At 69.4% G+C, this 25487-nt stretch carries 19 protein-coding genes and 1 pseudogene; 15 read left to right on the top strand and 5 right to left on the bottom strand.

Features of this window, described 5'->3' with window-relative positions; translation table 11 throughout:
• Positions 1–133 precede the first annotated feature (133 nt).
• A complete protein-coding gene (locus tag ADK36_RS32285; RefSeq protein WP_048585213.1) occupies positions 134–790 on the bottom strand; it encodes an MBL fold metallo-hydrolase in 657 nt (218 codons plus the stop codon).
• Positions 791–873: 83 nt separating this feature from the next.
• Positions 874–1560 (bottom strand): maleylpyruvate isomerase family mycothiol-dependent enzyme, encoded by a 687-nt coding sequence (locus ADK36_RS32280; protein WP_053200016.1) that lies wholly within the window; start codon positions 1558–1560, stop codon positions 874–876.
• Between the two features lie 249 nt (positions 1561–1809).
• Here ADK36_RS32280 and uvrA point away from each other — a divergent pair, with 249 nt between their 5' ends.
• On the top strand, positions 1810–4866 hold the full coding sequence (gene uvrA / locus ADK36_RS32275; protein WP_048585215.1) for an excinuclease ABC subunit UvrA: 3057 nt from the start codon (positions 1810–1812) through the stop codon (positions 4864–4866).
• 162 nt (positions 4867–5028) lie between these two features.
• Here uvrA and ADK36_RS32270 read toward each other — a convergent pair whose 3' ends face one another.
• The 3 genes from ADK36_RS32270 to ADK36_RS32260 form a co-directional block, all read right to left on the bottom strand.
• A complete protein-coding gene (locus ADK36_RS32270) occupies positions 5029–5940 on the bottom strand; it encodes a carbohydrate kinase family protein (RefSeq protein WP_053200014.1) in 912 nt (303 codons plus the stop codon).
• A complete protein-coding gene (locus tag ADK36_RS32265) occupies positions 5937–6986 on the bottom strand; it encodes a LacI family DNA-binding transcriptional regulator (protein WP_048585217.1) in 1050 nt (349 codons plus the stop codon). Before ADK36_RS32265 ends, ADK36_RS32270 begins: the two co-directional genes overlap by 4 nt.
• 269 nt (positions 6987–7255) lie before the next feature.
• Positions 7256–8212 carry a hypothetical protein gene (locus ADK36_RS32260; protein ID WP_048585218.1) on the bottom strand — a complete coding sequence of 319 codons (957 nt, stop codon included), beginning with the start codon at positions 8210–8212 and terminating at the stop codon, positions 7256–7258.
• A 580-nt stretch (positions 8213–8792) separates the two neighbouring features.
• Here ADK36_RS32260 and ADK36_RS51065 point away from each other — a divergent pair.
• The 14 genes and pseudogenes from ADK36_RS51065 to ADK36_RS51610 all read left to right on the top strand — a co-directional run.
• Positions 8793–8921, top strand: a complete 129-nt coding sequence (locus tag ADK36_RS51065) for a hypothetical protein (protein WP_267887431.1) — start codon at positions 8793–8795, stop codon at positions 8919–8921.
• A gap of 67 nt (positions 8922–8988) precedes the next feature.
• Entirely contained in the window at positions 8989–11109 is a 2121-nt protein-coding gene (uvrC, locus tag ADK36_RS32250) for an excinuclease ABC subunit UvrC (RefSeq protein ID WP_048585219.1), read from the top strand.
• Complete coding sequence (gene rapZ, locus ADK36_RS32245) at positions 11106–12122, top strand: RNase adapter RapZ (protein WP_048585220.1); 1017 nt, start codon at positions 11106–11108, stop codon at positions 12120–12122. The genes uvrC and rapZ overlap by 4 nt, the downstream gene beginning before the upstream one ends.
• The gene (locus tag ADK36_RS32240; RefSeq protein WP_048585221.1) at positions 12119–13186 is read left to right on the top strand and encodes a gluconeogenesis factor YvcK family protein; all 1068 of its coding nucleotides are present in this window, start codon (positions 12119–12121) and stop codon (positions 13184–13186) included. Before rapZ ends, ADK36_RS32240 begins: the two co-directional genes overlap by 4 nt.
• Complete coding sequence (whiA, locus tag ADK36_RS32235; protein ID WP_048585222.1) at positions 13177–14166, top strand: DNA-binding protein WhiA; 990 nt, start codon at positions 13177–13179, stop codon at positions 14164–14166. Before ADK36_RS32240 ends, whiA begins: the two co-directional genes overlap by 10 nt.
• A 151-nt stretch (positions 14167–14317) precedes the next feature.
• Entirely contained in the window at positions 14318–17272 is a 2955-nt protein-coding gene (locus tag ADK36_RS32230) for a M14 family metallopeptidase (RefSeq protein ID WP_048585223.1), read from the top strand.
• 230 nt (positions 17273–17502) lie between these two features.
• Positions 17503–18513 carry a type I glyceraldehyde-3-phosphate dehydrogenase gene (gene gap, locus ADK36_RS32225; RefSeq protein WP_048585224.1) on the top strand — a complete coding sequence of 337 codons (1011 nt, stop codon included), beginning with the start codon at positions 17503–17505 and terminating at the stop codon, positions 18511–18513.
• A gap of 156 nt (positions 18514–18669) precedes the next feature.
• Entirely contained in the window at positions 18670–19881 is a 1212-nt protein-coding gene (locus ADK36_RS32220) for a phosphoglycerate kinase (protein WP_048585225.1), read from the top strand.
• Positions 19882–19886: 5 nt separating this feature from the next.
• Positions 19887–20663 (top strand): triose-phosphate isomerase, encoded by a 777-nt coding sequence (gene tpiA / locus ADK36_RS32215; protein ID WP_030049111.1) that lies wholly within the window; start codon positions 19887–19889, stop codon positions 20661–20663.
• 110 nt (positions 20664–20773) lie between these two features.
• Positions 20774–21004 (top strand): preprotein translocase subunit SecG, encoded by a 231-nt coding sequence (gene secG / locus ADK36_RS32210; protein WP_009300451.1) that lies wholly within the window; start codon positions 20774–20776, stop codon positions 21002–21004.
• A gap of 201 nt (positions 21005–21205) precedes the next feature.
• Entirely contained in the window at positions 21206–21541 is a 336-nt protein-coding gene (locus ADK36_RS32205; protein WP_003957010.1) for an RNA polymerase-binding protein RbpA, read from the top strand.
• 219 nt (positions 21542–21760) lie between these two features.
• Positions 21761–22954, top strand: coding sequence for an MFS transporter (locus ADK36_RS32200; protein ID WP_053200012.1), 1194 nt, complete (start codon positions 21761–21763; stop codon positions 22952–22954).
• A 52-nt stretch (positions 22955–23006) separates the two neighbouring features.
• On the top strand, positions 23007–24659 hold the full coding sequence (pgi, locus tag ADK36_RS32195; RefSeq protein ID WP_048585226.1) for a glucose-6-phosphate isomerase: 1653 nt from the start codon (positions 23007–23009) through the stop codon (positions 24657–24659).
• Positions 24660–24787: 128 nt separating this feature from the next.
• Positions 24788–25487, top strand: a pseudogene (locus ADK36_RS51610) (hypothetical protein); the annotation flags it as partial.

Raw genomic sequence — 25487 nt, 5'->3', positions numbered from 1 at the left:
GTGCGTGCGCGGGGCGCGCATGGCGCGCATGGTCGCCGGTCCCGCAATTCACCGGCTCCGCCTGAACGGCCCCGCGGTTCAGGGCTGTGGTCACCAGCCCCGCGGTTCAGGGCTGTGGTCACCAGCCCCGCGGTCACCAGCCCCGCGCGTGCCACTCCGGCAGATGCGGCCGCTCCGCGCCCAGCGACGTGTCGTTGCCGTGTCCCGGGTAGACCCATGTCTCGTCCGGCAGGGCGTCGAAGATCTTCGTCTCGACGTCGTGGATCAGACTGGCGAACGCCTTCGGGTCCTTGCGGGTGTTGCCCACGCCGCCCGGGAACAGACAGTCCCCGGTGAACACATGGGGATGCCCGTGCGGGTCGTCGTAGACGAGGGCGATGGAGCCGGGCGTGTGCCCGACCAGATGGCGCGCGGTCAGCTCCACGTGTCCCACCCGGATGGTGTCGCCATCGTCGACCAGGACGTCGGTCGGCACCGGGATGCCGTCGGCGTCGTCCCGGCCGGCGTACGTGCGCGCGCCAGTGGCCTCGACGACCGCGGCGAGGGCCTGCCAGTGGTCGCCGTGCTGGTGCGTGGTGACGACGGACGCGATGCCGTCGTCACCGATCATGCCGATCAGCGTGTCCGCGTCGTTGGCGGCGTCGATCAGCAGTTGCTCGTCCGTGGCCCGGCAGCGCAGCAGGTAGGCGTTGTTGTTCATCGGGCCGACCGCGATCTTGGTGATCATCAGGTCCTTGAGCTCGTGCACGTCGGCGGGGCCACCGACCGTCACCTGTCCGCTGTACGTCATGTCGGCAGCCTATAGCGGCAGAGCGCCCCAGGTGCCGTCCAGGCGCTGCCGCGGCCGGAACGACCCAGGCGACGGTCCGGTGACTACAACGGGGGAAGTGACGGCAGCGTGCCGTCTTCCACGGTCAGCCCTGCCCCGTCGCGGCGCCCGGCGAGCCAGCCGAGCAGGTCGGGTGCGGAACCTTGGACGGTGACCTCGGGGGCACCCGCCTTCCGGCCCGTGCTCCACGCGCGCGTGCCGTCCGTCAGACGGGACGACGGCACATCCGGGTGTCCGGTGAACCGATCCGTGAGGAAGTCGATCTCCCGCTCCACGAACTCCGCCGGCACGTCCTCCAGCTCGTATCCGATTCCGAGATCCACATGGTGCAGCTCCAACTCGACCCACCGTCGGAACGGCACCCGGGCCGCAGCGTCGGTGACGCCGTTGCGCAGCTCCACGGTGCGGGACCAGTCCGCGGGCGTCGCTCCCGCCTCCTGGAAACGGGCCGCGCTCTCGCGCACGTCCGTGAGGTGGACGTCGAGGGGGCGTGGGGCGTCCCGCTCGATGTCGGCGTCCCGGGCCTTGGCGGAGACGTACATCGGGCGTCCTTCGAGGACGTTGACCAGAGCGTCCGCGTTGCGGGCAAGATGGGCGAGCACGTGGCCGCGGCTCCAGCCGGGAAGCCGTGACGGCTCGGTCACCGACGCGTTGTCCAGCTTGGCTGCTGCGGTGAGCAGCCGATCGGTAGCTTCACGTACAGACACCAGGTCACGAGCGTGATCAATCATGGTGCTGACATTAGCCCCGCCACACCTTTGGGTGAAGGTGGTGAACGAGTGCCGTAAATCGAATGCGCGTGCTATAGGGTCGTTCGTGGCGTCGGGCATGCTGGATGGCCGCGGATTGTTATGCATCGCGGAATCCGACCGGCGTTGTCAGTGGCTCCCCCTAGTCTGAGAAAGCACGGGGGCCTCGAATCCGAGAACACACGGGGGCCTCGCCCCCTGTCACTTCTCTCAAGAAAGGTGCGGACCGGCGTGGCCGACCGTCTCATCGTCCGTGGCGCGCGCGAGCACAACCTGAAGAATGTCTCGCTCGACCTGCCGCGCGACTCGCTCATCGTCTTCACGGGCCTGTCGGGGTCGGGCAAGTCCTCGCTGGCCTTCGACACCATCTTCGCCGAGGGGCAGCGGCGCTACGTGGAGTCGCTGTCGTCGTACGCCCGCCAGTTCCTCGGCCAGATGGACAAGCCGGACGTCGACTTCATCGAGGGACTGTCCCCGGCGGTCTCCATCGACCAGAAGTCGACCTCGCGCAACCCGCGCTCGACGGTCGGCACCATCACCGAGGTCTACGACTACCTGCGTCTGCTCTTCGCGCGCATCGGCAAGCCGCACTGCCCCCAGTGCAGCCGCCCGATCTCGCGGCAGTCGCCGCAGGCCATCGTCGACAGGGTCCTGGAGCTGCCGGAGGGGAGCCGCTTCCAGGTGCTGTCGCCGCTGGTGCGCGAGCGTAAAGGCGAGTTCGTCGATCTCTTCGCCGACCTCCAGACCAAGGGCTACTCCCGCGCGCGTGTGGACGGCGAGACGATCCAGCTGTCCGACCCGCCCACGCTGAAGAAGCAGGAGAAGCACACCATCGAGGTGGTCGTCGACCGCCTCACGGTGAAGGACTCCGCCAAGCGCCGGCTCACCGACTCCGTGGAGACCGCCCTCGGCCTGTCCGGCGGCATGGTCGTGCTCGACTTCGTCGACCTCCCCGAGGGCGACCCCGAGCGCGAGCGCATGTACTCGGAGCACCTGTACTGCCCGTACGACGACCTCTCCTTCGAGGAGCTGGAGCCGCGCTCCTTCTCCTTCAACTCGCCCTTCGGCGCCTGCCCCGAGTGCACCGGTATCGGCACGCGCATGGAGGTCGACCCCGAGCTGATCGTCCCCGACGAGGACAAGTCCCTCGACGAGGGCGCCATCCATCCCTGGTCGCACGGCCACACCAAGGACTACTTCGGCCGTCTGATCGGCGCTCTCGCCGACGCGCTCGGCTTCCGGACGGACATCCCCTTCGCGGGTCTGCCCCAGCGCGCCAAGAAGGCCCTCCTCCACGGCCACAAGACCCAGATCGAGGTCCGCTACCGCAACCGGTACGGCCGCGAGCGTGTCTACACGACGCCGTTCGAAGGGGCCGTCCCCTTCGTGAAGCGTCGGCACAGCGAGGCCGAGAGCGACGCCAGCCGCGAGCGCTTCGAGGGCTATATGCGCGAGGTGCCCTGCCCCACCTGTGAGGGCACCCGCCTGAAGCCGATCGTTCTCGCGGTCACGATCATGGAGAAGTCGATCGCCGAGGTCTCGGCGATGTCCATCAGTGACTGCGCGGACTTCCTGGGCAAGCTGAAGCTCAACGCACGCGACAAGAAGATCGCCGAGCGCGTGCTGAAGGAGGTCAACGAGCGGCTGCGGTTCCTGGTCGACGTCGGCCTGGACTACCTCTCGCTGAACCGCGCGGCGGGCACGCTCTCCGGCGGCGAGGCCCAGCGCATCCGCCTGGCCACCCAGATCGGCTCCGGACTCGTCGGCGTGCTCTACGTCCTCGACGAGCCGTCCATCGGTCTGCACCAGCGCGACAACCACCGGCTGATCGAGACCCTCGTCCGGCTGCGCGACATGGGCAACACGCTCATCGTCGTCGAGCACGACGAGGACACCATCAAGACCGCCGACTGGGTCGTCGACATCGGCCCCGGCGCCGGTGAGCACGGCGGCAAGGTCGTGCACAGCGGCTCCCTGAAGGAACTGCTCGTCAACGCCGAGTCGCAGACCGGTCAGTACCTGGCAGGCAAGAAGTTCATCCCGCTGCCCGACATCCGTCGCCCGCAGGACCCGTCCCGCCGGCTCACGGTGCACGGGGCACGCGAGAACAACCTCCAGGACATCGACGTCTCCTTCCCGCTGGGTGTGTTCACCGCGGTCACCGGCGTCTCCGGCTCCGGCAAGTCGACGCTGGTCAACGACATCCTGTACACGCACCTGGCCCGCGAGCTCAACGGTGCCCGCAGCGTCCCCGGGCGGCACACGCGCGTGGACGGCGACGACCTCGTCGACAAGGTCGTGCACGTCGACCAGTCGCCCATCGGCCGTACACCGCGATCGAACCCGGCGACCTACACCGGAGTCTTCGACCACATCCGCAAGCTGTTCGCCGAGACGACCGAGGCGAAGGTCCGCGGCTACATGCCGGGCCGCTTCTCCTTCAACGTCAAGGGCGGCCGCTGCGAGAACTGTGCGGGCGACGGCACGATCAAGATCGAGATGAACTTCCTCCCGGACGTCTACGTCCCGTGCGAGGTCTGCCACGGCGCCCGGTACAACCGGGAGACCCTGGAGGTCCACTACAAGGGCAAGTCCATCTCCGAGGTCCTGAACATGCCGATCGAGGAAGCCATGGACTTCTTCGAGGCCGTTCCGGCGATCAACCGTCACCTCAAGACGCTGAACGACGTCGGCCTCGGCTATGTCCGGCTCGGCCAGTCCGCGACCACCCTGTCCGGCGGTGAGGCGCAGCGGGTGAAGCTCGCCAGCGAGCTTCAGAAGCGCTCCACCGGCCGCACGGTCTACGTCCTCGACGAGCCGACCACCGGTCTGCACTTCGAGGACATCAGCAAGCTGCTGACGGTCCTCTCCGGCCTGGTCGACAAGGGCAACACGGTCATCGTCATCGAGCACAACCTCGACGTGATCAAGACCGCCGACTGGGTCGTGGACATGGGCCCCGAAGGCGGCGCCGGCGGTGGCCTCGTCATCGCCGAGGGCACTCCCGAGGAGGTCGCCGCGGTCCCCGCCAGCCACACCGGCAAGTTCCTGCGGGAGATCCTCGGCGCCGACCGGATCAGCGACGCGGCCTCGGTGAAGGCCCCGCGCAGGACAGCGGCCAAGAAGACGGTCGCGGCAGGGTCGACGGCGAAGAAGACGGCGACGGCCAGGACCACGAAGACGGCCAACAACAAGGCCACCGACAAGACGGCCGGAGTCACCAAGAAGGCGGCCGCCGCGAAGAAGGCGACACCCGCGAAGAAGACGACGCGGGCCCGCAAGGCCTGAGGCCCGCGAGCCCTGCGGGCTACTAGTCCGAACAGATCCAGAAACGTGCGGCGCCCCGCGGGAACTCACCGCGGGGCGCCGCACGTTGGATCATCAGCTGCCCGATTGCTGCGGCAGTGACGAACCTTGACTGCTCAAGAGTGGAATGGAACGGAACGCCTCCTAGAAGTCCCCCAGTTCGGAGGCGTACGGCGGCTCGGCGCCCGCCCGGGAACAGGTGATCGCGGCAGCCCGCGCCGCGAACCGCAGGAGCCGTGTCCAGCCGTCGGCGCCCAGTCCCACGAGCGCCTCGGCGGACAGGCCGTCCTGGGCGGCCAGCCCGTGCAACAGGGCCGCGTTCACGGTGTCGCCCGCACCGATCGTGTCCACGACGGCCACCTGCTCGCCCGGCACGGAGTGCACGGCACCGTCCCGAGTGAAGGCCGTCAGCCCGTCACCGCCGTGAGTGATCACCACGGCCGCAGGTCCCGCGGCCAGCCACTCACGCGGCGTGCCGCCCAGCCACAGAGCGTCCTCCTCGGAGAGCTTGAGCAGCGACACCGACGGAAGCCAGCTCTTGAACCGGGCCCGGTACCCGTCTGGGTCGGGAATCAGCCCGGCTCGGATGTTCGGGTCGAGCGCGGTGAACACCCCTGCCGCCGCCGCGCTCCGCATCAGCTCTTCATACGCGCTCGCCCCCGGTTCCAGGACGAGTGAGCAGGTACCGAAGGAAATCGCGCGGGCTGCCGAGGGCAGCTGCGAAGGTGCCGCGAAGAGCCGGTCGGCGGTGCCCTCGACATAGAAGGAGTAGGCGGCCGAGCCGTTCGCGTCGATGGTGGCGACCGCGAGGGTGGTCGGCTCCGCACCGCGCTGCACGGCCGATACGTCCACCCCGGCCTCCCGCAGCCCGTCGAGCAGGGCCTCGCCGAAGGCGTCGTAGGAGGTGCGGGAGCAGAAGGCGGTGGGGGAGCCGAGCCGACCGAGGGCCACCGCGGTGTTGTAGGGGCCACCGCCGAGCGCCGGCTTCAGGCCCGCGAGGGCGCCCGTGCCCTGTGGTACCAGGTCGATCAGGGCCTCACCGGCGACGACGATCACGAGACGGTTCCTTTCACGGACGTCAGGGGCTGTTCGGGGCATCCACATGAGGTGCGATGCACGAAGGTGCAGGGGAGCCGCTTGGTCCGGGCGGGCCGGTCCGGTGCGCCGAGGCGATCCAGGAGTATCCGGACCGCCTCGGCGCCGATGTCCCTGCTGGGCTGGGCTATCGCGGTGAGCCTCGGCGAGAACAGGTCGGCCCATGCGAAGTCGTCGAAGCAGCACAACGCGATGTCGTCGGGCACGGACGCGCCGCAGCCGCGCAGGGCGCGCAGGGCCCCGATGGTCATCGCGTTGTTGGCGGTGACGAGAGCAGTGGGTGGCGAAGCGAGCGACAGCAGCGCGGCGGTGGCCTGTTCGGCACCGGCCGACTCGGAGTCGCCGTGTACGACGAGGCGCTCGTCGTACACGAGCCCGGCCGTCGCCAGGCCGTCCCGGTATCCGGTGAGTCGCTCGCTGGTGGTGCTGAGTCCCGGCAGGCCGGCGACGAGGGCGATCCGACGGTGGCCGAGGCCGGCGAGATGGGTGACCAGCTGGGCCATGGGCCCGGCACTTTCGGCGCAGACCTGGTCGAACCGCATCGAGCCGTCCGCCGGAAGGTCGACCAAGCGGTCCAGGAGGACGGTGGGCACCTTGTGACGTCCGAGGTAGGCGATGAGTTCGCGCGGGTCGGCGGAGGGGGCGACGATCATGCCGTCCACGCGGCGCTCGTGCAGAAGCTGGACGACCTTGCGTTCATGCTCCGGATCGTCGTGCGGATCGGCGATGAGCAGGCTGTAGCCGTGCTCCAGGGCCCCGGCCTCGACACCTTGGAGTATCTCCGTGAAGTACGGGTTGCTGATCGCCGAGACCGCGAGCCCGATGGACCGGGTGCGGGATGTCACCAGGGAACGGGCGAGGGTGTTGGGCGTGTAGCCCAGCTCGTCCATGGCGTCCAGGACCGCCTGGCGGGTGTGCGGCAGCACCGGCCGGGTTCCGTTCAGCACATGGGAGACGGTCGCCACAGACACGCCCGCGTTCCGCGCGACGTCGGCCATGGTTGCCATCGCGATCCCCTCCCTGTGCCGCGCCCTCCCTGGGCGCGCCGCGGTCCTTCTGGCCGGGAAGGTATCCCATTCGGCGCCGGACGTAAACGCTTGCGCAATCGTTTACGTGACCCCGACTGCCTTCGGGACCGACTGTCGAGGGGGGAGTGCCAACCCGACTGTCAAGGGGAGTGCCAAGGGGGGCAGGCGGTGCGCGGGTCAGAACCTGAGGGCCGACCGGGCCGAGGGCGGGCCGGGGCGGGCCGGGCGGGCGGCGACGCGGCGTCGGCTCACCCCCACTCCCACTCGATGCCCACGATTCCCGTCCGCACCCGAGGCTCCACCAGGTGGACGGAACGGTGCAGCCCGCTGAGGGCCAGTCCCTGGCGGCCGCTGCGGGGGGCTGCCGCGGAGTGCTGGGAGAAACGGTGGCAGCGGACCGGGAGGGTGTTCTCGGCGAAGCGGACCTGGAGGGCGTACTGGCCGCCCGCGAGAGGGAAGCCACGGGCGTACTCGCGGGACACGTCGGCCGTCCCGTCCTCGACGCCGTGACGGAAGAGGTAGGTGTCACCCGCCCGCAGCCGCGTGCCGAAGAGCAGCTCGGCCACGAGTACCCCCGTGGCGTGGTGCCAACGGACCCGTCCCGTGCGGCAGTTCTCCAGTGCGTGCACCGCCATGCGCTCCGGCACGCACCCGGGGTCGCCGTGGTGGACGGCGACGAAGCGGTCCACGCCGTCCTTATGGGCGCGCACGACGTGGTGCGACTCGCGCCCCGCCAGCTCACGGCGTGCCCCGATCCGTACCCGCTCGTGGTGGGCGAGGGTGTGCAGGCCGCCGTCGATCGGGCAGTCCAGGTCGGCCAGCAGCTGCTCCAGGACGCCCGAGGCTTCCACCAGGGATCGGTAGGAACGGGCCGCCGGCCGCTGGAGGACGGAGTGGTCGTCGGCCTCGGCGAGCAGCCGGATCAGGGACTCCTCCGGCAGCTGGAGGATCTCCTCCAGCGCCCGCACCGCACGCAGTGACTCGGGGCGCTGCGGCCGGCGGGCGCCCTGCTGCCAGTAGCTCAGGCTGGTGACGCCGACCTTCACACCACGACGGGACAGGTGGTGCTGCACGCGCTGCAACGGCAGTCCCCGGGCGGCTATCGCGGCGCGCAGAGCGACATGGAAGGGGCCCCCTCGCAGGGCCGTGTCCAGTTCCGCGGTGGAGATGGCGGGGATGTCCGCGTGCTGTGTGGCGTGCGGCATGCAGGGGCCTTTCTGTGGGGTTCACAACGGCTGGTCAGACCGGGTCGCGCGGTTGATCGGGGCCACTACGTCGGCGCGGCGGGGTTCTTCACATCCGAACGCCGATCGTTCAGGGCCCTGAGTTCCCCCGCATTGAAGCGTGTTGACCAAGTCCCGACAACACCTGATGCCCAACAGCACCGCACCCTGGCCGAGTCGCGACGTGTCATTCTCAAGTCACCTTGTTCGTACTGGTGTTGTCCGTCGCCGGCCCGCCACCTGCGTGATTGCCTCGGCGGAGCCGCAGCCGTGGTCCTGATGGGCGTGGGGCGATCGCGCTCATGGGGGAGATTCCGGCGTGCGGCGACGACGCTCGGCCACTGACGGCCGACGTCGCGGTGTGTCTGCTGCGGGAACGGATCTCCGGCAGCCTGCTCGAAACGTGGCTGACCGGTTCCTCGGGGCGCCGTCTGGCGGTGGTGAGCAACACCGAACACGCGATGGTGATGCTGCTCGACGGCGAGGACGACCGACGGCGAGGACGACCCCGGCGCGCACGCCGCCGACCCCGGGGCGAGGGTCGAAGAGGGGCTACGTGTTCGTGAACGGGCAGTGTGACGAGTACCCGGATGTGGACACCGCGCCGCTCGCGGAGGCGCTGCGGATCGCCCGCCACCTGCTGGAATCCGGGGCGCGGCCGGCAGACGTGTCGTGGGTCGCGGACCGCTGAGCCCGACGGCCGGGCCGTTGTCCACGGCCTCGCCGGTCTGTCACTGCTCGCCAGTAGGGTGTGAGACATGGCCGACCCCTCCAGCTACCGCCCCAAGCCGGGACAGATCCCCGACTCTCCCGGGGTGTACAGGTTCCGTGACGAGCACCGCCGGGTGATCTACGTCGGAAAGGCGAAGAGCCTGCGCCAGCGCCTGGCGAACTACTTCCAGGACCTGGCGGGCCTCCACCCGCGCACCCGGTCCATGGTCACCACGGCCGCGTCCGTGGAGTGGACCGTGGTGTCCACGGAGGTCGAGGCGCTCCAGCTGGAGTACTCCTGGATCAAGGAGTACGACCCCCGGTTCAACGTCAAGTACCGCGACGACAAGAGCTACCCGTACCTCGCGGTGACGATGAACGAGCAGTTCCCGCGGGTGCAGGTGATGCGCGGTCACAAGAAGAAGGGCGTCAGGTACTTCGGTCCGTACGCGCACGCGTGGGCGATCCGGGACACCGTCGACCTCCTCCTGCGGGTCTTCCCCGTCCGCACCTGCTCGGCCGGCGTCTTCAAGAACGCCTCCCGCACCGGCCGCCCCTGCCTGCTCGGCTACATCGGCAAGTGCTCCGCCCCGTGCGTGGGGCGCGTCTCCGACGAGGAGCACCGCGAACTGGCCGAGGAGTTCTGCGACTTCATGACCGGCCGCACGGGCACCTATCTGCGCCGCCTGGAGAAGCAGATGATGGAGGCGGCCGACGAGATGGAGTACGAGCGGGCCGCCCGCCTGCGCGACGACATCGAGGCGCTGAAGAAGGCCATGGAGAAGAACGCGGTCGTGCTCGCCGACGCGACCGACGCCGACCTCATTGCGGTCGCCGAGGACGAGCTCGAAGCGGCTGTGCAGATCTTCCACGTCCGCGGCGGCCGGGTGCGCGGCCAGCGCGGCTGGGTCACCGACAAGGTGGAGGAGATCACCACCGGCGCCCTCGTCGAGCACGCCCTCCAGCAGCTCTACGGCGAGGAGACCGGGGACGCCGTGCCCAAGGAGGTCCTCGTCCCGGCCCTGCCCGACCCGCTGGAGCCGGTGCAGGAATGGCTGACCGGGCGCCGCGGCTCCAACGTCTCCCTGCGCATCCCCCAGCGCGGCGACAAACGCGCCCTCATGGAGACCGTCGAGCGCAATGCCCAGCAGGCCCTCGTCCTGCACAAGACCAAGCGCGCCTCCGACCTGACCACGCGCTCGCGTGCCCTGGAGGAGATCGCCGACGCCCTCGACCTGGACAGCGCCCCGCTCAGGATCGAGTGCTACGACATCTCCCACCTCCAGGGCGACGACGTCGTGGCCTCCATGGTCGTCTTCGAGGACGGGCTGCAGCGCAAGAGCGAGTACCGCCGTTTCCAGATCAAGGGCTTCGAAGGCCAGGACGACGTCCGCTCCATGCACGAGGTGATCACCCGCCGCTTCAAGCGCTACCTCGCCGAGAAGGAGAGGACGGGCGAGTGGGCCGATGGCGAGAACCCTCTCGCGGCCACCGACGCCGACGGCCCCCTCACCTCCTCCGGTGGTCCCCTCACCGACACCGCCGCCGCTCCCCTGGCCGACGGCCTCAAGGACGACGAGGGCCGCCCCAAGCGCTTCGCCTACCCTCCGCAGCTGGTCGTCGTCGACGGTGGACAGCCGCAGGTCGCGGCCGCCCAGCGGGCCCTTGACGAGCTCGGTATCGATGACATCGCCGTGTGTGGCCTGGCCAAGCGCCTGGAGGAGGTCTGGCTGCCCGGCGACGACGACCCGGTCGTCCTGCCCCGCACCAGCGAGGGCCTCTATCTGCTCCAGCGCGTCCGGGACGAGGCCCACCGCTTCGCGATCACCTACCAGCGCACCAAGCGCGCCAAGCGTTTCCGGTCGAGCCCGCTGGACGACGTCCCCGGCCTCGGTGAGACTCGCAAGCAGGCGCTGATCAAGCACTTCGGTTCGGTGAAGAAGCTGCGATCCGCGACAATCGACCAGATCTGCGAGGTTCCGGGCATAGGTCGCAAGACGGCCGAGACGATCGCCGCGGCCCTCGCCCAGGCGGCCCCGGCCGCACCCGCCGTCAACACGGCGACTGGAGAGATCATGGAAGACGAGGAATCCGATACGACGGCGGAGACCTCGGGGGAGCCCGTGTCCGCGGGCGCCCCGGACGAACGACGGGGGCAGGAGCGATGAGCGAGCACGAGACACAGCCCACAGCCGAGCGAGATCGACAAGCTCAGGAAACACAGAGGAAGGGCGGCGAGGATCTCACCCAGCAGGACGCACGCCAGGAAGACGGAGCACAGGTGAGTACGGGCATCGATGCAGCCGGGGCCCCCGAAGCGGCCATCCCCGAGCTGGTGATCATCTCCGGTATGTCCGGAGCCGGCCGCTCGACGGCCGCCAAGTGTCTGGAGGACCTCGGCTGGTTCGTCGTCGACAACCTTCCGCCCGCGCTGATCCCCACCATGGTGGAGCTCGGAGCCCGCTCCCAGGGCAACGTGGCGCGGATCGCGGTGGTCGTCGACGTCCGCGGCCGTCGCTTCTTCGACAACCTCCGCGAGTCCCTCTCCGACCTCGACACCCGGGGTGTGACGCGCCGGATCGTCTTCCTGGAGTCCTCCGACGACGCCCTGGTGCGCCGCTTCGAGTCGGTGCGCCGCCCGCACCCCCTCCAGGGCGACGGCCGTATCGTCGACGGGATCGCCGCCGAGCGTGAGCTGCTGCGTGAGCTGCGCGGAGACGCCGACCTGGTGATCGACACCTCCAGCCTCAACGTGCACGAGCTGCGGGCCAAGATGGACGCCCAGTTCGCCGGCGAGGAGGAGCCCGAGCTGCGGGCGACGGTCATGTCCTTCGGCTTCAAGTACGGCCTCCCGGTCGACGCCGACCTGGTCGTGGACATGCGCTTCCTGCCCAACCCGCACTGGGTCCCGGAGCTGCGCCCCTTCACCGGCCTCAACGAGGAGGTGTCGGCGTACGTCTTCAACCAGCCCGGCGCGAAGGAGTTCATCGACCGCTACTCCGAGCTGCTCCAGCTCATCGCGGCCGGATACCGGCGCGAGGGCAAGCGGTATGTGACCATCGCGGTCGGCTGCACCGGCGGTAAGCACCGCTCGGTCGCCACCTCCGAGAAGCTCGCCGCCCGCCTCGCCTCCCAGGGCGTTGAGACGGTGGTCGTACACCGGGACATGGGACGGGAATGACGGGACGTACTCCGCGGCTGAGCAGGCTGCGCCGGGCGGTGCCCGAGTCACGCGCCGGCCGGCCCGCCGAGGCCCGCGGTGGCAGACCACGCCGCCGGGGCACCCAGCCCAAGGTCGTCGCCCTCGGCGGCGGCATGGGGCTGTCCGCCTCGCTCGCCGCGCTGCGCCGGATCACCGGCGACCTCACCGCCGTCGTCACCGTGGCCGACGACGGCGGCTCCAGCGGGCGCCTGCGCGACGAGCTGGGCGTGCTGCCGCCCGGTGATCTGCGCAAGGCGCTGGCCGCGCTGTGCGGCGACGACGACTGGGGTCAGACCTGGGCCCGCGTCATCCAGCACCGCTTCCACTCCCAGGGCGACCTGCACGACCACGCGGTCGGCAACCTGCTGATCGTCGCCCTGTGGGAGCAGCTCGGCGACCACGTCCAGGCCCTCGACCTGGTCGGCAAGCTGCTCGGCGCGCACGGGCGCGTACTGCCCATGTCGGCCGTGCCGCTGGAACTCCAGGCCCTGGTCAAGGGGCACGATCCGGACCATCCCGAGGCCGTCGACACCATCCGCGGCCAGGCCAACGTCGCCCTCACCCCCGGTGAGGTCCAGTCGGTGCACGTCGTACCGTCCGACCCGCCCGCCGTTCCGGAGGCCGTCGCCGCCGTCCGGGACGCGGACTGGGTGGTGCTCGGCCCCGGGTCCTGGTTCTCCTCCGTCATCCCGCACCTGCTCGTGCCCGAACTCCTGGACGCCCTCACCGAGACGAAGGCGCGCCGGGTACTCTCCCTGAACCTCGCCCCGCAGCCGGGAGAAACCGAAGGCTTCTCACCGCAGCGTCATTTGGAGGTTTTGGGACGACACGCCCCTAAACTCGCCCTGGACGTGGTGCTGGCCGACGAGGCCGCCGTGCCGGACCGGGATGTGCTCACCGAGGCCGCCAAGCGGCTCGGTGCCGCGGTCGAGCTGGCCCCGGTGGCCCGGACGGACGGGACGCCCCGGCACGACCCGGAGCTGCTCGCCGCCGCGTACGACCGTATTTTTCGGATGCATGGAAGGATCGGCCCATGGCGATGACGGCAGCGGTGAAGGATGAGATCTCCCGGCTCCCCGTCACCCGGACCTGCTGCAGGAAGGCGGAGGTCTCCGCCATTCTGCGGTTCGCCGGCGGCCTCCACCTGGTCAGCGGGCGCATCGTGATCGAGGCGGAGTTGGACACCGCGATGGCGGCCCGTCGTCTCAAGCGGGACATCCTGGAGATCTTCGGCCACAGCTCCGAGCTGATCGTGATGGCGCCGGGCGGGCTGCGTCGCGGCTCGCGTTACGTCGTGCGTGTGGTCGCGGGCGGTGACCAGCTGGCTCGCCAGACCGGTCTGGTCGACGGGCGCGGGCGCCCGATCCGCGGTCTGCCCCCGCAGGTGGTCTCCGGAGCCACCTGTGACGCCGAGGCCGCCTGGCGCGGTGCCTTCCTGGCGCACGGCTCGCTCACCGAGCCCGGCCGCTCCTCCTCCCTCGAAGTGACCTGCCCGGGCCCCGAGGCCGCGCTCGCCCTGGTCGGCGCGGCCCGTCGGCTGTCGATCGCCGCCAAGGCCCGCGAGGTGCGCGGCGTGGACCGCGTGGTCGTCCGGGACGGCGACGCGATCGGGGCGCTGCTGACCCGGCTCGGCGCGCACGAGTCCGTGCTGGCCTGGGAGGAGCGCCGGATGCGCCGCGAGGTCCGCGCCACGGCGAACCGCCTCGCCAACTTCGACGACGCCAACCTCCGCCGCTCCGCGCGCGCCGCTGTCGCCGCCGGTGCGCGGGTCCAGCGCGCCCTGGAGATCCTCGGCGAGGAGGTTCCCGAGCACCTCGCCGCCGCCGGGCGCCTGCGCATGGAGCACAAGCAGGCATCCCTCGAAGAGCTGGGCGCGCTCGCCGACCCGCCGCTGACCAAGGACGCCGTCGCCGGCCGGATCCGCCGGCTGTTGGCCATGGCCGACAAGCGGGCCCAGGACCTCGGCATTCCGGGCACGGAGGCCAACCTCGGCGAGGAGCTGGCGGACAACCTCGTCGGCTGACATCAGAGATCGTCAACCTGCCGGTGCCGACGTCGATTTGGGACGTCGGCACCGGTCTTTGGCAGTCTTCGCGGCACTCTTGACTGCGCCGTGAAGTGGCATGAGCCTGGCAGTCATTCGCCGCTGTGGCGAAACACTGCTAGGGGGGTTCATGAGACATAGAGCGAGATCGATCCTCGCTGTCGGCGCGCTCCTGATCGGCGGAGCGAGCATCGCACCCATCGCCCAGGCCCAGCAAGAAAGTTCGCGGGACACCGACCCGAACGAGGTCAAGGTCTTCCGCGCCGAGGTCACCAAGAAGCAGATACCCCTGCTGTTGGCGGCCGGCCAGGACGGACACGAACTCAGTGAGCAGGCGCCCGAGAAGGGCACGGCCACCGTCGAGGTCTACCTCACCGACGACCAGGCCAAGAAGCTGGAGAAGAAGGGCGTCGAACTCACCGAGCACAACCTCTCCGCCAAGGCCGAGGCCCGCACCGACAAGGCCGCCGAGGGCGTGTACCGCCCGTACAGCGGAAGCGGGGGCCTCAAGGAGGAGATCCTCCGGACCGGACAGGAGAACCCCGGCCTCACCAAGGTCGTCTCCATCGGCAAGACGGTCAACGGGCAGGACATCCTGGCGCTCAAGCTCACCAAGAACGCCAGGAAGACGAAGGACGGCTCCAAGCCCTCCGTCCTCTACCTCTCCAACCAGCACGCGCGTGAGTGGATCACGCCGGAGATGACCCGGCGCCTGATGCACCACTACCTGGACAACTACAGGACGGACAAGCGCGTCAAGAAGGTCGTCGACTCGACCGAGCTGTGGTTCGTCCTCTCGGCCAACCCCGACGGCTACGACCACACGTTCAAGGACTCCAGTACCCGCCTGTGGCGCAAGAACCTGCGCGACATCAACGGCGACGGCGCCATCAGCACCGGTGACGGCGTCGACCTCAACCGCAACTTCCCCTACAAGTGGGGCTACGACGACGAGGGTTCGTCCCCCAGTTCCACCAGCGAGACCTACCGCGGCGCGTCCCCGGGCTCCGAGCCGGAGACCAAGGCGCTGGACGCCTTTGAGCGCCGTATCGGCTTCGACTACGGCATCAACTACCACTCCGCGGCCGAGCTCATCCTCTACGGCGTCGGCTGGCAGGTCGCCACGAACAGCCCGGACGACGTCCTCTACAAGGCGCTCGCCGGCACGCCGGACAACCCCGCGGTCCCCGGCTACCACCCGCAGGTCTCCTCGGAGCTGTACACCACCAACGGCGAGGCCGACGGACACGCCTCGAACGTCAACGGCATCGCGATGTTCACGCCCGAGATGTCGACCTGCCAGACCGCGTCGAACATCGACCCGAACGACCAGTGGAACGCGCGGGACTGCCAGTCGGTCTTCAACTTCCCCGACGACGAGAAGCTGATCCAGCAGGAGTTCGCCAAGAACGTCCCGTTCGCGCTCTCCGTCGCCGAGTCCGCAGCCAAGCCCGACCAGCCGAAGTCAGCGGTCGGCCTGAGCGCCGCCGACTTCACCCCGGCACCCTTCACCACGTCGTACTCCCGCGGCGCCGACCAGGAGGTCTCCGTCGTCGTACGCAAGTCCGTGCGCGACAAGGAGCTCAAGTACCGCGTCAACGGCGGCCGTACGGAGGACATGGCGCTGCGGCCCTGGAAGGGCGGCGAGACGTACGGCGGTGAGGACAACCTCTACTTCGACGAGTACCGGGCCAAGGTCGCGGACGGCGACCCGGGTGACAAGGTCGAGGTGTGGTACACCGGCGAGACGAAGAGCGGAAAACCCGTCTCCAGCGAGCACTTCACCTACACCGTGGCCGAACGGCCGCGCGCGGACGTCCTCGTGGTCGCCGAGGAAGGCGCCACCGCGGCGCACGCGCAGAAGTACGTCGACGCGCTCAAGGCCAACGGCCGCAGGGCGATCGTCTGGGACGTCGCCACTCAGGGCGCGCCCGACGCGCTCGGCGTGCTGGGCCACTTCGACACCGTCGTCCACTACACGGGCGCGAACGTCCCGGGCAACGCCACCCAACTCCAGCTGCGCGCCTACCTCAACGAGGGCGGCAAGCTGATGGAGGCCGGCGAGCAGGCCGGCGGCAGCGTCGACCTCGGTGGCGGCACCCCGTCGGACGACTTCAGCCAGTACTACCTGGGCGCCTACTCCCGTACGTCGATTCCCGGGGTCACCGGCTTCACCGGCTCCGGCAAACTCGGCGGCTTCACCGGCCCGCTCGGCGAGGCGACCGGCAACCCGCTCGACAAGGCCGGGGCGTACAGCGTCACCTCGGACGAGCTCCCCGCCGAGACGTACCCGCAGTTCGCCGGCTCGGGCGCGGGCCAGTTCGCCGGGACCGTCAACCCGTACGGCCCGTACGCGGGTTCCTCCATGGCGGCCGCCGTCCACACCGACGACGCCTACAAGCGGCTGACCAGGACCGTCGACCTCACCGGAGTGAGTGCGGCGCAGAAGCCGACCCTGCGCACCCAGTTGCTGTGGGACGTCGAGCCCGGCTACGACAACGTCCTGATCGAGGCCCACACCACCGGGGCCGAGGACTGGACGACACTCCCCGAGACGGGCGGTGCCACCAGCGCCACCGTGCCCGCGGACTGCGAGGCCGGGTTCTACGCGGAAGTGCACCCCTGGCTGAACCACTACCTCACCGTGGCGACGAGCGGGTGCACCGCCAGCGGCAGCAGCGGCCAGTGGAACGCGCTCACCGGCGCCTCCGACGGCTGGGAGCAGGTCGGGTTCGACCTGAGCGCCTACGCCGGAAAGTCGGTCGAGCTCTCGATCAGCTATGTCACCGACCCGAGCACCGGAGGCCACGGCGTCCTCGCCGACGAGACCTCGCTCGTCGTCGGCGGCACGGCCACCGAGACCGAGGGCTACGAGACATCGCTCGGCGCCTGGAAGGTGAGCGGCCCGCCCGCGGGCAGCCCTGCCGTCCTCAAGGACTGGGCGCGCACCGGGGCGCTCTTCCAGACGTACGGTGCGGTCACCACGGACGACACGGTGCTGCTGGGCTTCGGTCTGGAACACGTCACCTCGGCGGCCGACCGCAAGGCGCTCATCGGAAAGGCCCTCACCTCACTTGAGGACTGACACGCCGAGGTCAACCGTGCGCAACACACCGTGACCGAAACGAGTGCTCCGGGCTTCCCGGGCAGGGCGGTCCGTACCCCTACTGGCGGGTACGGGCCGCCCTGCCGTGTATGAGGCATCTGGATGTCACCACGGCGGCTTCAGAGAGGTAGGGTCGTAGGCGGTCGGGGACATCCCAAATAGAGCTCGCCGGCACCGCATGGCCGGCGTACCAACGAGGAGATCGGTTCGTGACGATCCGCGTAGGCATCAACGGCTTCGGTCGTATCGGTCGCAACTACTTCCGCGCGCTGCTGGAGCAGGGCGCTGACATCGAGATCGTGGCTGTCAACGACCTGGGTGACACTGCGACCACGGCTCACCTGCTGAAGTACGACACCATCCTGGGCCGCCTCAAGGCAGAGGTGTCGCACACCGCCGACACGATCACCGTCGACGGCCACACCATCAAGGTCCTGTCCGAGCGCAACCCCGCCGACATCCCGTGGGGCGAGCTGGGCGTCGACATCGTCATCGAGTCGACGGGCATCTTCACGAAGAAGGCCGACGCCGCGAAGCACCTCGCCGGCGGCGCCAAGAAGGTCCTCATCTCGGCTCCGGCCAAGGACGAGGACATCACCATCGTGATGGGCGTCAACCAGGACAAGTACGACGCGGCGAACCACCACGTCATCTCCAACGCCTCCTGCACCACCAACTGTGTGGCGCCGATGGCCAAGGTTCTCGACGAGAACTTCGGCATCGTCAAGGGCCTGATGACGACGGTCCACGCGTACACCAACGACCAGCGCATCCTGGACTTCCCGCACTCGGACCTGCGTCGCGCCCGCGCCGCCGCCGAGAACATCATCCCGACCACCACCGGTGCCGCCAAGGCCACCGCCCTGGTCCTCCCGCAGCTCAAGGGCAAGCTGGACGGCATCGCCATGCGCGTCCCGGTCCCGACCGGTTCGGCCACCGACCTGGTCGTGACGCTGCAGCGCGAGGTCACCAAGGACGAGGTCAACGCCGCGTTCAAGAAGGCCTCCGAGGACGGCGACCTGGCGGGCTACCTGGCGTACACCGAGGACCCGATCGTCTCCTCGGACATCGTCAGCGACCCGGCCTCCTGCACCTTCGACTCCTCCCTGACCATGGTCCAGGAGGGCAACTCGGTGAAGATCCTCGGCTGGTACGACAACGAGTGGGGCTACTCCAACCGCCTCGTCGACCTCACGGTCTTCGTCGGCAACCAGCTCTGATATATCCAGAGCAGGCGCATTGATGTGAGAACAGGGCTCGGGCGGCGCAGGGACGCGCCGCCCGAGCCCTGACTCACGTGCAGATCAGACCTGTTGGATCACGAGCGCTTCCGAGCGATCACGAGAGATCACGAGCCCTCCTCAGGAGTTCCCTTCATGAAGACGATCGACGAACTTCTCGCCGAAGGCGTCGCCGGCAAGCGGGTCTTCGTCCGCGCCGACCTGAACGTGCCGCTGGACGGCACCACGATCACCGACGACGGCCGTATCCGCGCCGTCCTGCCCACCGTCAAGGCGCTGGCCGAGGCGGGTGCCCGCGTGGTCGTCGCCTCGCACCTGGGCCGGCCCAAGGGCGCCCCGGACCCCGCCTTCTCCCTCGCTCCGGCCGCCGCGCGCCTCGGTGAACTCCTCGGCGCCGACGTGGCGTTCGCGACCGACACGGTCGGCGAGTCCGCCCAGGCCGCGGTCGCGGGCCTCGCCGACGGTCAGGTCGCGGTCGTCGAGAACCTCCGGTTCAACGCCGGCGAGACCAGCAAGGACGACGCCGAGCGCGCCGCCTTCGCCGACCAGCTCGCCGCCCTCGCCGACGTCTACGTTGGTGACGGCTTCGGCGCCGTGCACCGCAAGCACGCGTCCGTGTACGACCTCCCGGGCAAGCTTCCGCACTACGCCGGCTACCTCATCGCGAACGAGGTCGCCGTCCTGAAGAAGCTCACCGATGACGTCAAGCGGCCGTACGTCGTCGCGCTCGGCGGCGCCAAGGTGTCCGACAAGCTCGCCGTCATCGACCAGCTGCTCGCCAAGGCCGACCGGCTGCTCATCGGCGGCGGCATGGCGTACACCTTCCTCAAGGCCAAGGGCCACGAAGTCGGCATCTCCCTCCTCCAGGCGGACCAGATCCCGGCCGTCACCGAGTACATGGAGCGCGCCGAGAAGAACGGCGTCGAGATCGTCCTGCCGGTCGACGTCCTGGTCGCCACCGAGTTCCCGGACCTGAAGACCAAGGCCCCGGCCAACCCCACGACCGTAGCCGCGGACGCCATCCCCGCCGACCAGGAGGGCCTGGACATCGGTCCGGAGACCCGCAAGCTGTACGCCTCGAAGCTCGCCGACGCCGCCACCGTCTTCTGGAACGGTCCCATGGGCGTCTTCGAGCACCCCGACTACGCCGAGGGCACCAAGGCGGTCGCCCAGGCCCTCGTCGACTCCAAGGGCTTCACCGTGGTCGGCGGTGGCGACTCCGCCGCGGCCGTCCGCACCCTGGGCTTCGACGAGACCGCATTCGGCCACATCTCGACCGGTGGCGGCGCCTCCCTCGAATACCTCGAGGGCAAGACGCTCCCCGGCCTCGCCGCACTGGAGGACTGACCTTTATGAGCACGCGCACGCCGCTGATGGCGGGCAACTGGAAGATGAACCTCAACCACCTCGAGGCCATCGCCCACGTCCAGAAGCTCGCCTTCGCCCTGGCCGACAAGGACTACGACGCCGTAGAGGTCGCCGTCCTGCCGCCCTTCACCGACCTGCGCTCCGTGCAGACCCTGGTCGACGGCGACAAGCTGAAGATCAAGTACGGCGCCCAGGACATCTCGGCCCAGGACTCCGGTGCCTACACCGGCGAGATCTCCGGCCCGATGCTGGCCAAGCTGAAGTGCACGTATGTGGCGATCGGCCACTCCGAGCGCCGCCAGTACCACGCCGAGACCGACGAGATCGTCAACGCCAAGGTCAAGGCCGCCTACAAGCACGGCCTCACCCCGATCATGTGCGTCGGCGAGGAGCTGGACGTCCGCGAGGCCGGCAACGCCGTCCCGCACACGCTCGCCCAGGTCGAGGGCGGTCTGAAGGACCTCCCGGCCGAGCAGGCCGAGACCATCGTGATCGCCTACGAGCCCGTCTGGGCCATCGGCACCGGCAAGGTCTGCGGCGCCGAGGACGCCCAGGAGGTCTGCGCCGCCATCCGTGGCAAGGTCGCCGAGCTGTACTCGCAGGAGCTGGCCGACAAGGTCCGCATCCAGTACGGCGGCTCGGTGAAGTCGGGCAACGTCGCCGAGATCATGGCCCAGGCCGACATCGACGGCGCCCTGGTCGGCGGCGCCTCGCTGGACGCCGACGAGTTCGTCAAGATCGTTCGGTTCCGCGACCAGTGAGTATGCGGTAACGGCGATCCGTCGTACCCTTGCGGGGGCCGGAGGCTTTCACAAAGAGCTTCGGCCCCCGTCGTCTATCCAGATCCGAGGAAGTTGGTCCAGCCGTGGTTATGGGGTTCTCGATCGCCCTGATCGTCTTCAGCCTGCTGCTGATGCTGCTGGTGCTGATGCACAAGGGGAAGGGCGGCGGCCTCTCCGACATGTTCGGTGGCGGCATGCAGTCGTCCGTCGGTGGCTCCTCGGTCGCCGAGCGCAACCTCGACCGGATCACCGTTGTGGTCGGTCTGCTGTGGTTCGCGTGCATCGTCGTGCTCGGCATCCTGATGAAGGTGAACAACTGACCGGCACGCACAATCCGCACGTAAGGCCCCATGTTCGGTACGCGCAGCTGAGCGCGGCCTATCATGGGGCTTGCGTCTAGGTGTGAGGGCTCTGTAACTCCAATCACTGGACGCGCGTTGGGCCTTACGTAGACTGAGGCGCTCGCAGCGAAGCGAAACGCCGACTCGCTTTGCGGCACCATCACGCAGGGAGTTACGACCGTGGCAAGTGGCAACGCGATCCGAGGAAGCCGGGTCGGGGCGGGGCCGATGGGCGAGGCCGAGCGCGGCGAGTCCGCGCCGCGTCTCCGCATCTCCTTCTGGTGCTCCAATGGGCACGAGACGCAGCCCAGCTTCGCCAGCGACGCGCAGGTGCCCGATACCTGGGACTGCCCGCGCTGCGGCTTCCCCGCCGGACAGGACCGGGACAACCCGCCGGACCCGCCGCGCACCGAGCCCTACAAGACGCACCTGGCGTATGTACGGGAACGGCGCAGTGACGCGGACGGCGAGGCGATCCTCGCCGAGGCACTCGCCAAACTGCGGGGCGAAATCTAGGAGTTGAGGACCGGCCGGGCGCCCGTGGGTGCCTGGCCGGACCTGTATGACGCACCGGCGCCGAGCCGCTCGCGGACCGATTGTCAGTGGTGCCCTCTACGGTTTGTGTATCGATCTTCTGCATCGATGGACCGAGGGGGAGTTGTGACGACGACTGCGACGGCGGGAGTGCGTGCGCCCGCGTGGCGCGGGGGATTCGGGCGGTTGTGGACTGCCGCCGTGGTCTCGCGGTTCGGAGACGCGCTGCGTACGACAGCCCTGCTGCTGCTCGCCGTGCAGCTCACGGACGATCCCCTGATCATCGCCTCGGTCACCGCCTGCGGCTATCTGCCCTGGCTGCTGTTCGGGCTGCTCGGCGGGGCCCTGGCGGACCGGGTGGACCAGCGGCGCGCGATGTGGGCGGTCGATCTCGTACGAGGGATTCTCGTCGCCGGATTCGCGCTCGCCGTCGGACTCGGACACGCGTCGATCCCACTGCTGCTGATGCTCGCCTTCTCGCTGACGACGCTCCAGACGCTGTTCGACAACGCGTCCACGGCCCTGCTGCCGTCTCTGGTGGACCGCGAATCCCTGGGCAGTGCCAACGCGCGGCTGATGACCGGCCAACAGTTCGCGGGCGGTCTGCTGGCAGGCCCGTTCGTGCCGCTGCTGCTCACGGCCGGGGCCGCCATGCCGTTCCTGGCCGACGCGGGCACCTATGTGCTGGCCGCCGCCCTGGTGGCGTCCCTGCGGGTACGGCCACCCGAGCGGGGGCGCCGACCCGCGGGCAGCACACTGCGGGCCGAGATCGGTGACGGGCTGCGCACCCTCTGGCGCGACCGGGCGCTGCGGTCGGTCTGCGTGGCCACGCTGCTGTGCAACATCGGCATGGGTGCTCTGATCGCCACCCTGGTGCTGCACGTGACGCGCTGGCTGCACGGGGGCCACGCGGCGTACGCGGCGGCGATGACCGCGTACGCGGCCGGCAGCCTGGCCGGCGGATTCGTGGCCCAGCGGATCGCGCGCAGGACCGGAAGGGTGTGGGCGCTGCTGCTGGCCGGCACCGTCCAGACGTCGTCGCTGCTGTTCGCGGGGACCGTCCGCCACCTGGCGGCCCTCCTGGCGGCCATGGCGCTGCTCGGTGCCATGGGCATGGTGTGGAACGTCAACCAGGTCACGCTGATGCAGCAGCGCAGCCCCGAGTCCATGGTGGGTCGCATCGCTTCGGCCTTCCGCACGGCTTCGACGTCCGGCGCCCCGATCGGTGCCCTGCTCGGCGGTGCCGTGGCCGGGGCGTTCGGGCTCAACGGAACCGCCCTGCTGGCCGCCGTGCTCTTCGCCCTCGCCGTCACCTCGTTGATACCGGCGCGCAAGGCGGACGTACCTGTTGTTGCGCCGGACGACGACGCCACGACGGCTCACGCGCCGCGCTGATCAATTAGGTTGGAACCGCTGGGACAGGCACGAAAGAAGGCTGAAGTCGGACATGAACGCAGACGGCCGTACCAGGCTCAACCAGACGCCCGAGTGGGCCGCCCTGGCCAAGCACCGCGAGGAGCTCGGCGAAGTGCGGCTGCGGGAGCTGTTCGCCGCCGAACCGGGCCGCGGTGCGGGGTACACGCTCCAGGTCGGCGACCTGCACATCGACTACTCCAAGCACCTCGTCACCGACGAGACGCTGCGGCTGCTGCGGGAGCTCGCCGCCGCGACGGACGTGTTCGGGCTGCGGGACGCCATGTTCCGCGGCGAGAAGATCAACACCACCGAGGACCGCGCCGTGCTGCACACCGCGCTGCGCGCGTCGCGTGACGCGGTGATCGAGGTCGATGGGGAGAACGTCGTCCCGGGGGTGCACGCCGTCCTCGACAAGATGGCCGACTTCGCCGAACGGGTCCGCTCCGGAGCCTGGACCGGCCACACCGGCAAGCGCATCAAGAACGTCGTCAACATCGGCATCGGCGGCTCGGACCTCGGCCCGGCGATGGCGTACGAGGTGCTGCGCAGCTATACGGACCGCGGCCTCACCGTCCGCTTCGTGTCGAACGTCGACGGGGCCGACCTGCACGAGGCCACGCACGACCTGGACGCGGCGGAGACGCTGTTCGTCATCGCCTCGAAGACCTTCACCACCATCGAGACGATCACCAACGCCACCTCGGCCCGCAACTGGCTCCTCACCGAGGTGAAGGCCGGCCCTGAGGCCGTCGCCAAGCACTTCGTCGCTTTGTCGACGAACTCCGGGAAGGTCGCCGACTTCGGCATCGACACGGCCAACATGTTCGAGTTCTGGGACTGGGTGGGCGGGCGCTACTCGTACGACTCGGCGATCGGCCTGTCCCTGATGATCGCCATCGGACCGGACAACTTCCGGGAGATGCTCGACGGCTTCCGGACCGTCGACGAGCACTTCCGCACCGCGCCCGCGGAGTCCAATGTGCCGCTGCTGCTCGGCCTGTTGGGCATCTGGTACGGCAACTTCCACGACGCCCAGTCGCACGCGGTGCTTCCGTACAGCCACTACCTGTCGAAGTTCACCGCGTATCTGCAGCAGTTGGACATGGAGTCCAACGGCAAGTACGTCGGCCGGGACGGGCGGGAGGTCGACTGGCAGACCGGGCCGATCGTGTGGGGCACGCCGGGCACCAACGGGCAGCATGCGTACTACCAGTTGATTCACCAGGGCACCAAGCTGATCCCGGCGGACTTCATCGGCTTCGCCGAGCCGGTCGCCGAGATGAGCGACGAACTCAAGGCGCAGCACGACCTGTTGATGGCGAACTTCTTCGCGCAGACGCAGGCGCTGGCCTTCGGCAAGACTCCGGAGGAGGTGCGCGCCGAGGGGGTGCCGGAGGAGCTGGTGACCCACAAGACGTTCAAGGGCGACCACCCGACGACCACGATCCTCGCGCGCGAGCTGACCCCGTCGGTGCTCGGTCAGCTGATCGCCCTGTACGAGCACAAGGTGTTCGTGCAGGGCGCGGTGTGGAACATCGACTCCTTCGACCAGTGGGGTGTCGAGCTCGGGAAGGTCCTCGCCAAGCGCGTCGAGCCCGCGCTGACCGAAGGCGCGGACGTGCCGGGCCTGGACGCGTCGACGAAGGCGCTCGTCGCCAAGTACCGGGAGCTGCGGGGCCGGTAGTGACCGCGAACGCCTGTGACCGCTGACACGGGAAGCGGGCGGCGCGTGGTCGTCCGCTTCCCGTGAACTCCCTCGTCGATCACGGCAACGATCACTCGGGGGGGCAAGTCGACGTACTCACAAGGGAGTTGGGCCGGTGGCACCCTGACGGCCCGACCTGGATCCCGGAGCCGCCGGATCCGTGGGTGGACGCGCTCAAGAAGGCACGCGTCATCGCCGGCGCGGTCGCGGCGTTCGGTGTCTACACCTTCGTCGAGGGCGGCTTCGCCTTCGACGAGATGATGAACGACGCGGCGACCGCTTTGCCGTCCTGCTGTTCAGCACGCCGCTCACGGTCGGCGTGATGCTCTACCTCTGGCGGCGTTCCGGCGCCGGCACGGTGGCGCAGTTGCGGGGGGCCGCTCGTCAGGTCGCTGAAGTTGCTGCTGCTGTTCATCGGCTCGGCGCTCGGGACGGTGCCGATCTTCCGGCTGGGGGATGCCTTCGGGACCCTCGGGGGCCTGCTGGTCAGCCTCGTGGGGCTCTGGCTGGCCTTCTTCGTGATCGCCGGCGCCTGCCGGATCTCGGGCAACTTCTTCGGTACCGCGGTCGTGCACCGCTGTCTGCCGCTGCTGCTCGCCACGGTGACGACCTGGCTCATGGCCATTCCCGATCTCGTCACGGGGGACCTGCACGGCCTTGGCCTCGCCATGGGCGTCGTCTTCATCCTGGGCGCCCCGCTGACGGTCACGGGCATCGCCCTGTTGGAGATGGGCCGGCTCAAGAGCCGGTACGGCGTACGGCTGGCGGCCCACCCGGCCACCCTGCCGCCCCCGCCCCCGCGGGCCC

Source organism: Streptomyces viridochromogenes, assembly GCF_001270495.1.
GTDB classification, from domain to species: Bacteria; Actinomycetota; Actinomycetes; order Streptomycetales; family Streptomycetaceae; genus Streptomyces; species Streptomyces viridochromogenes_A.
Note: the sequence above shows the minus strand (reverse complement) of the source record. Positions and strands in the feature narration are given on the sequence as shown.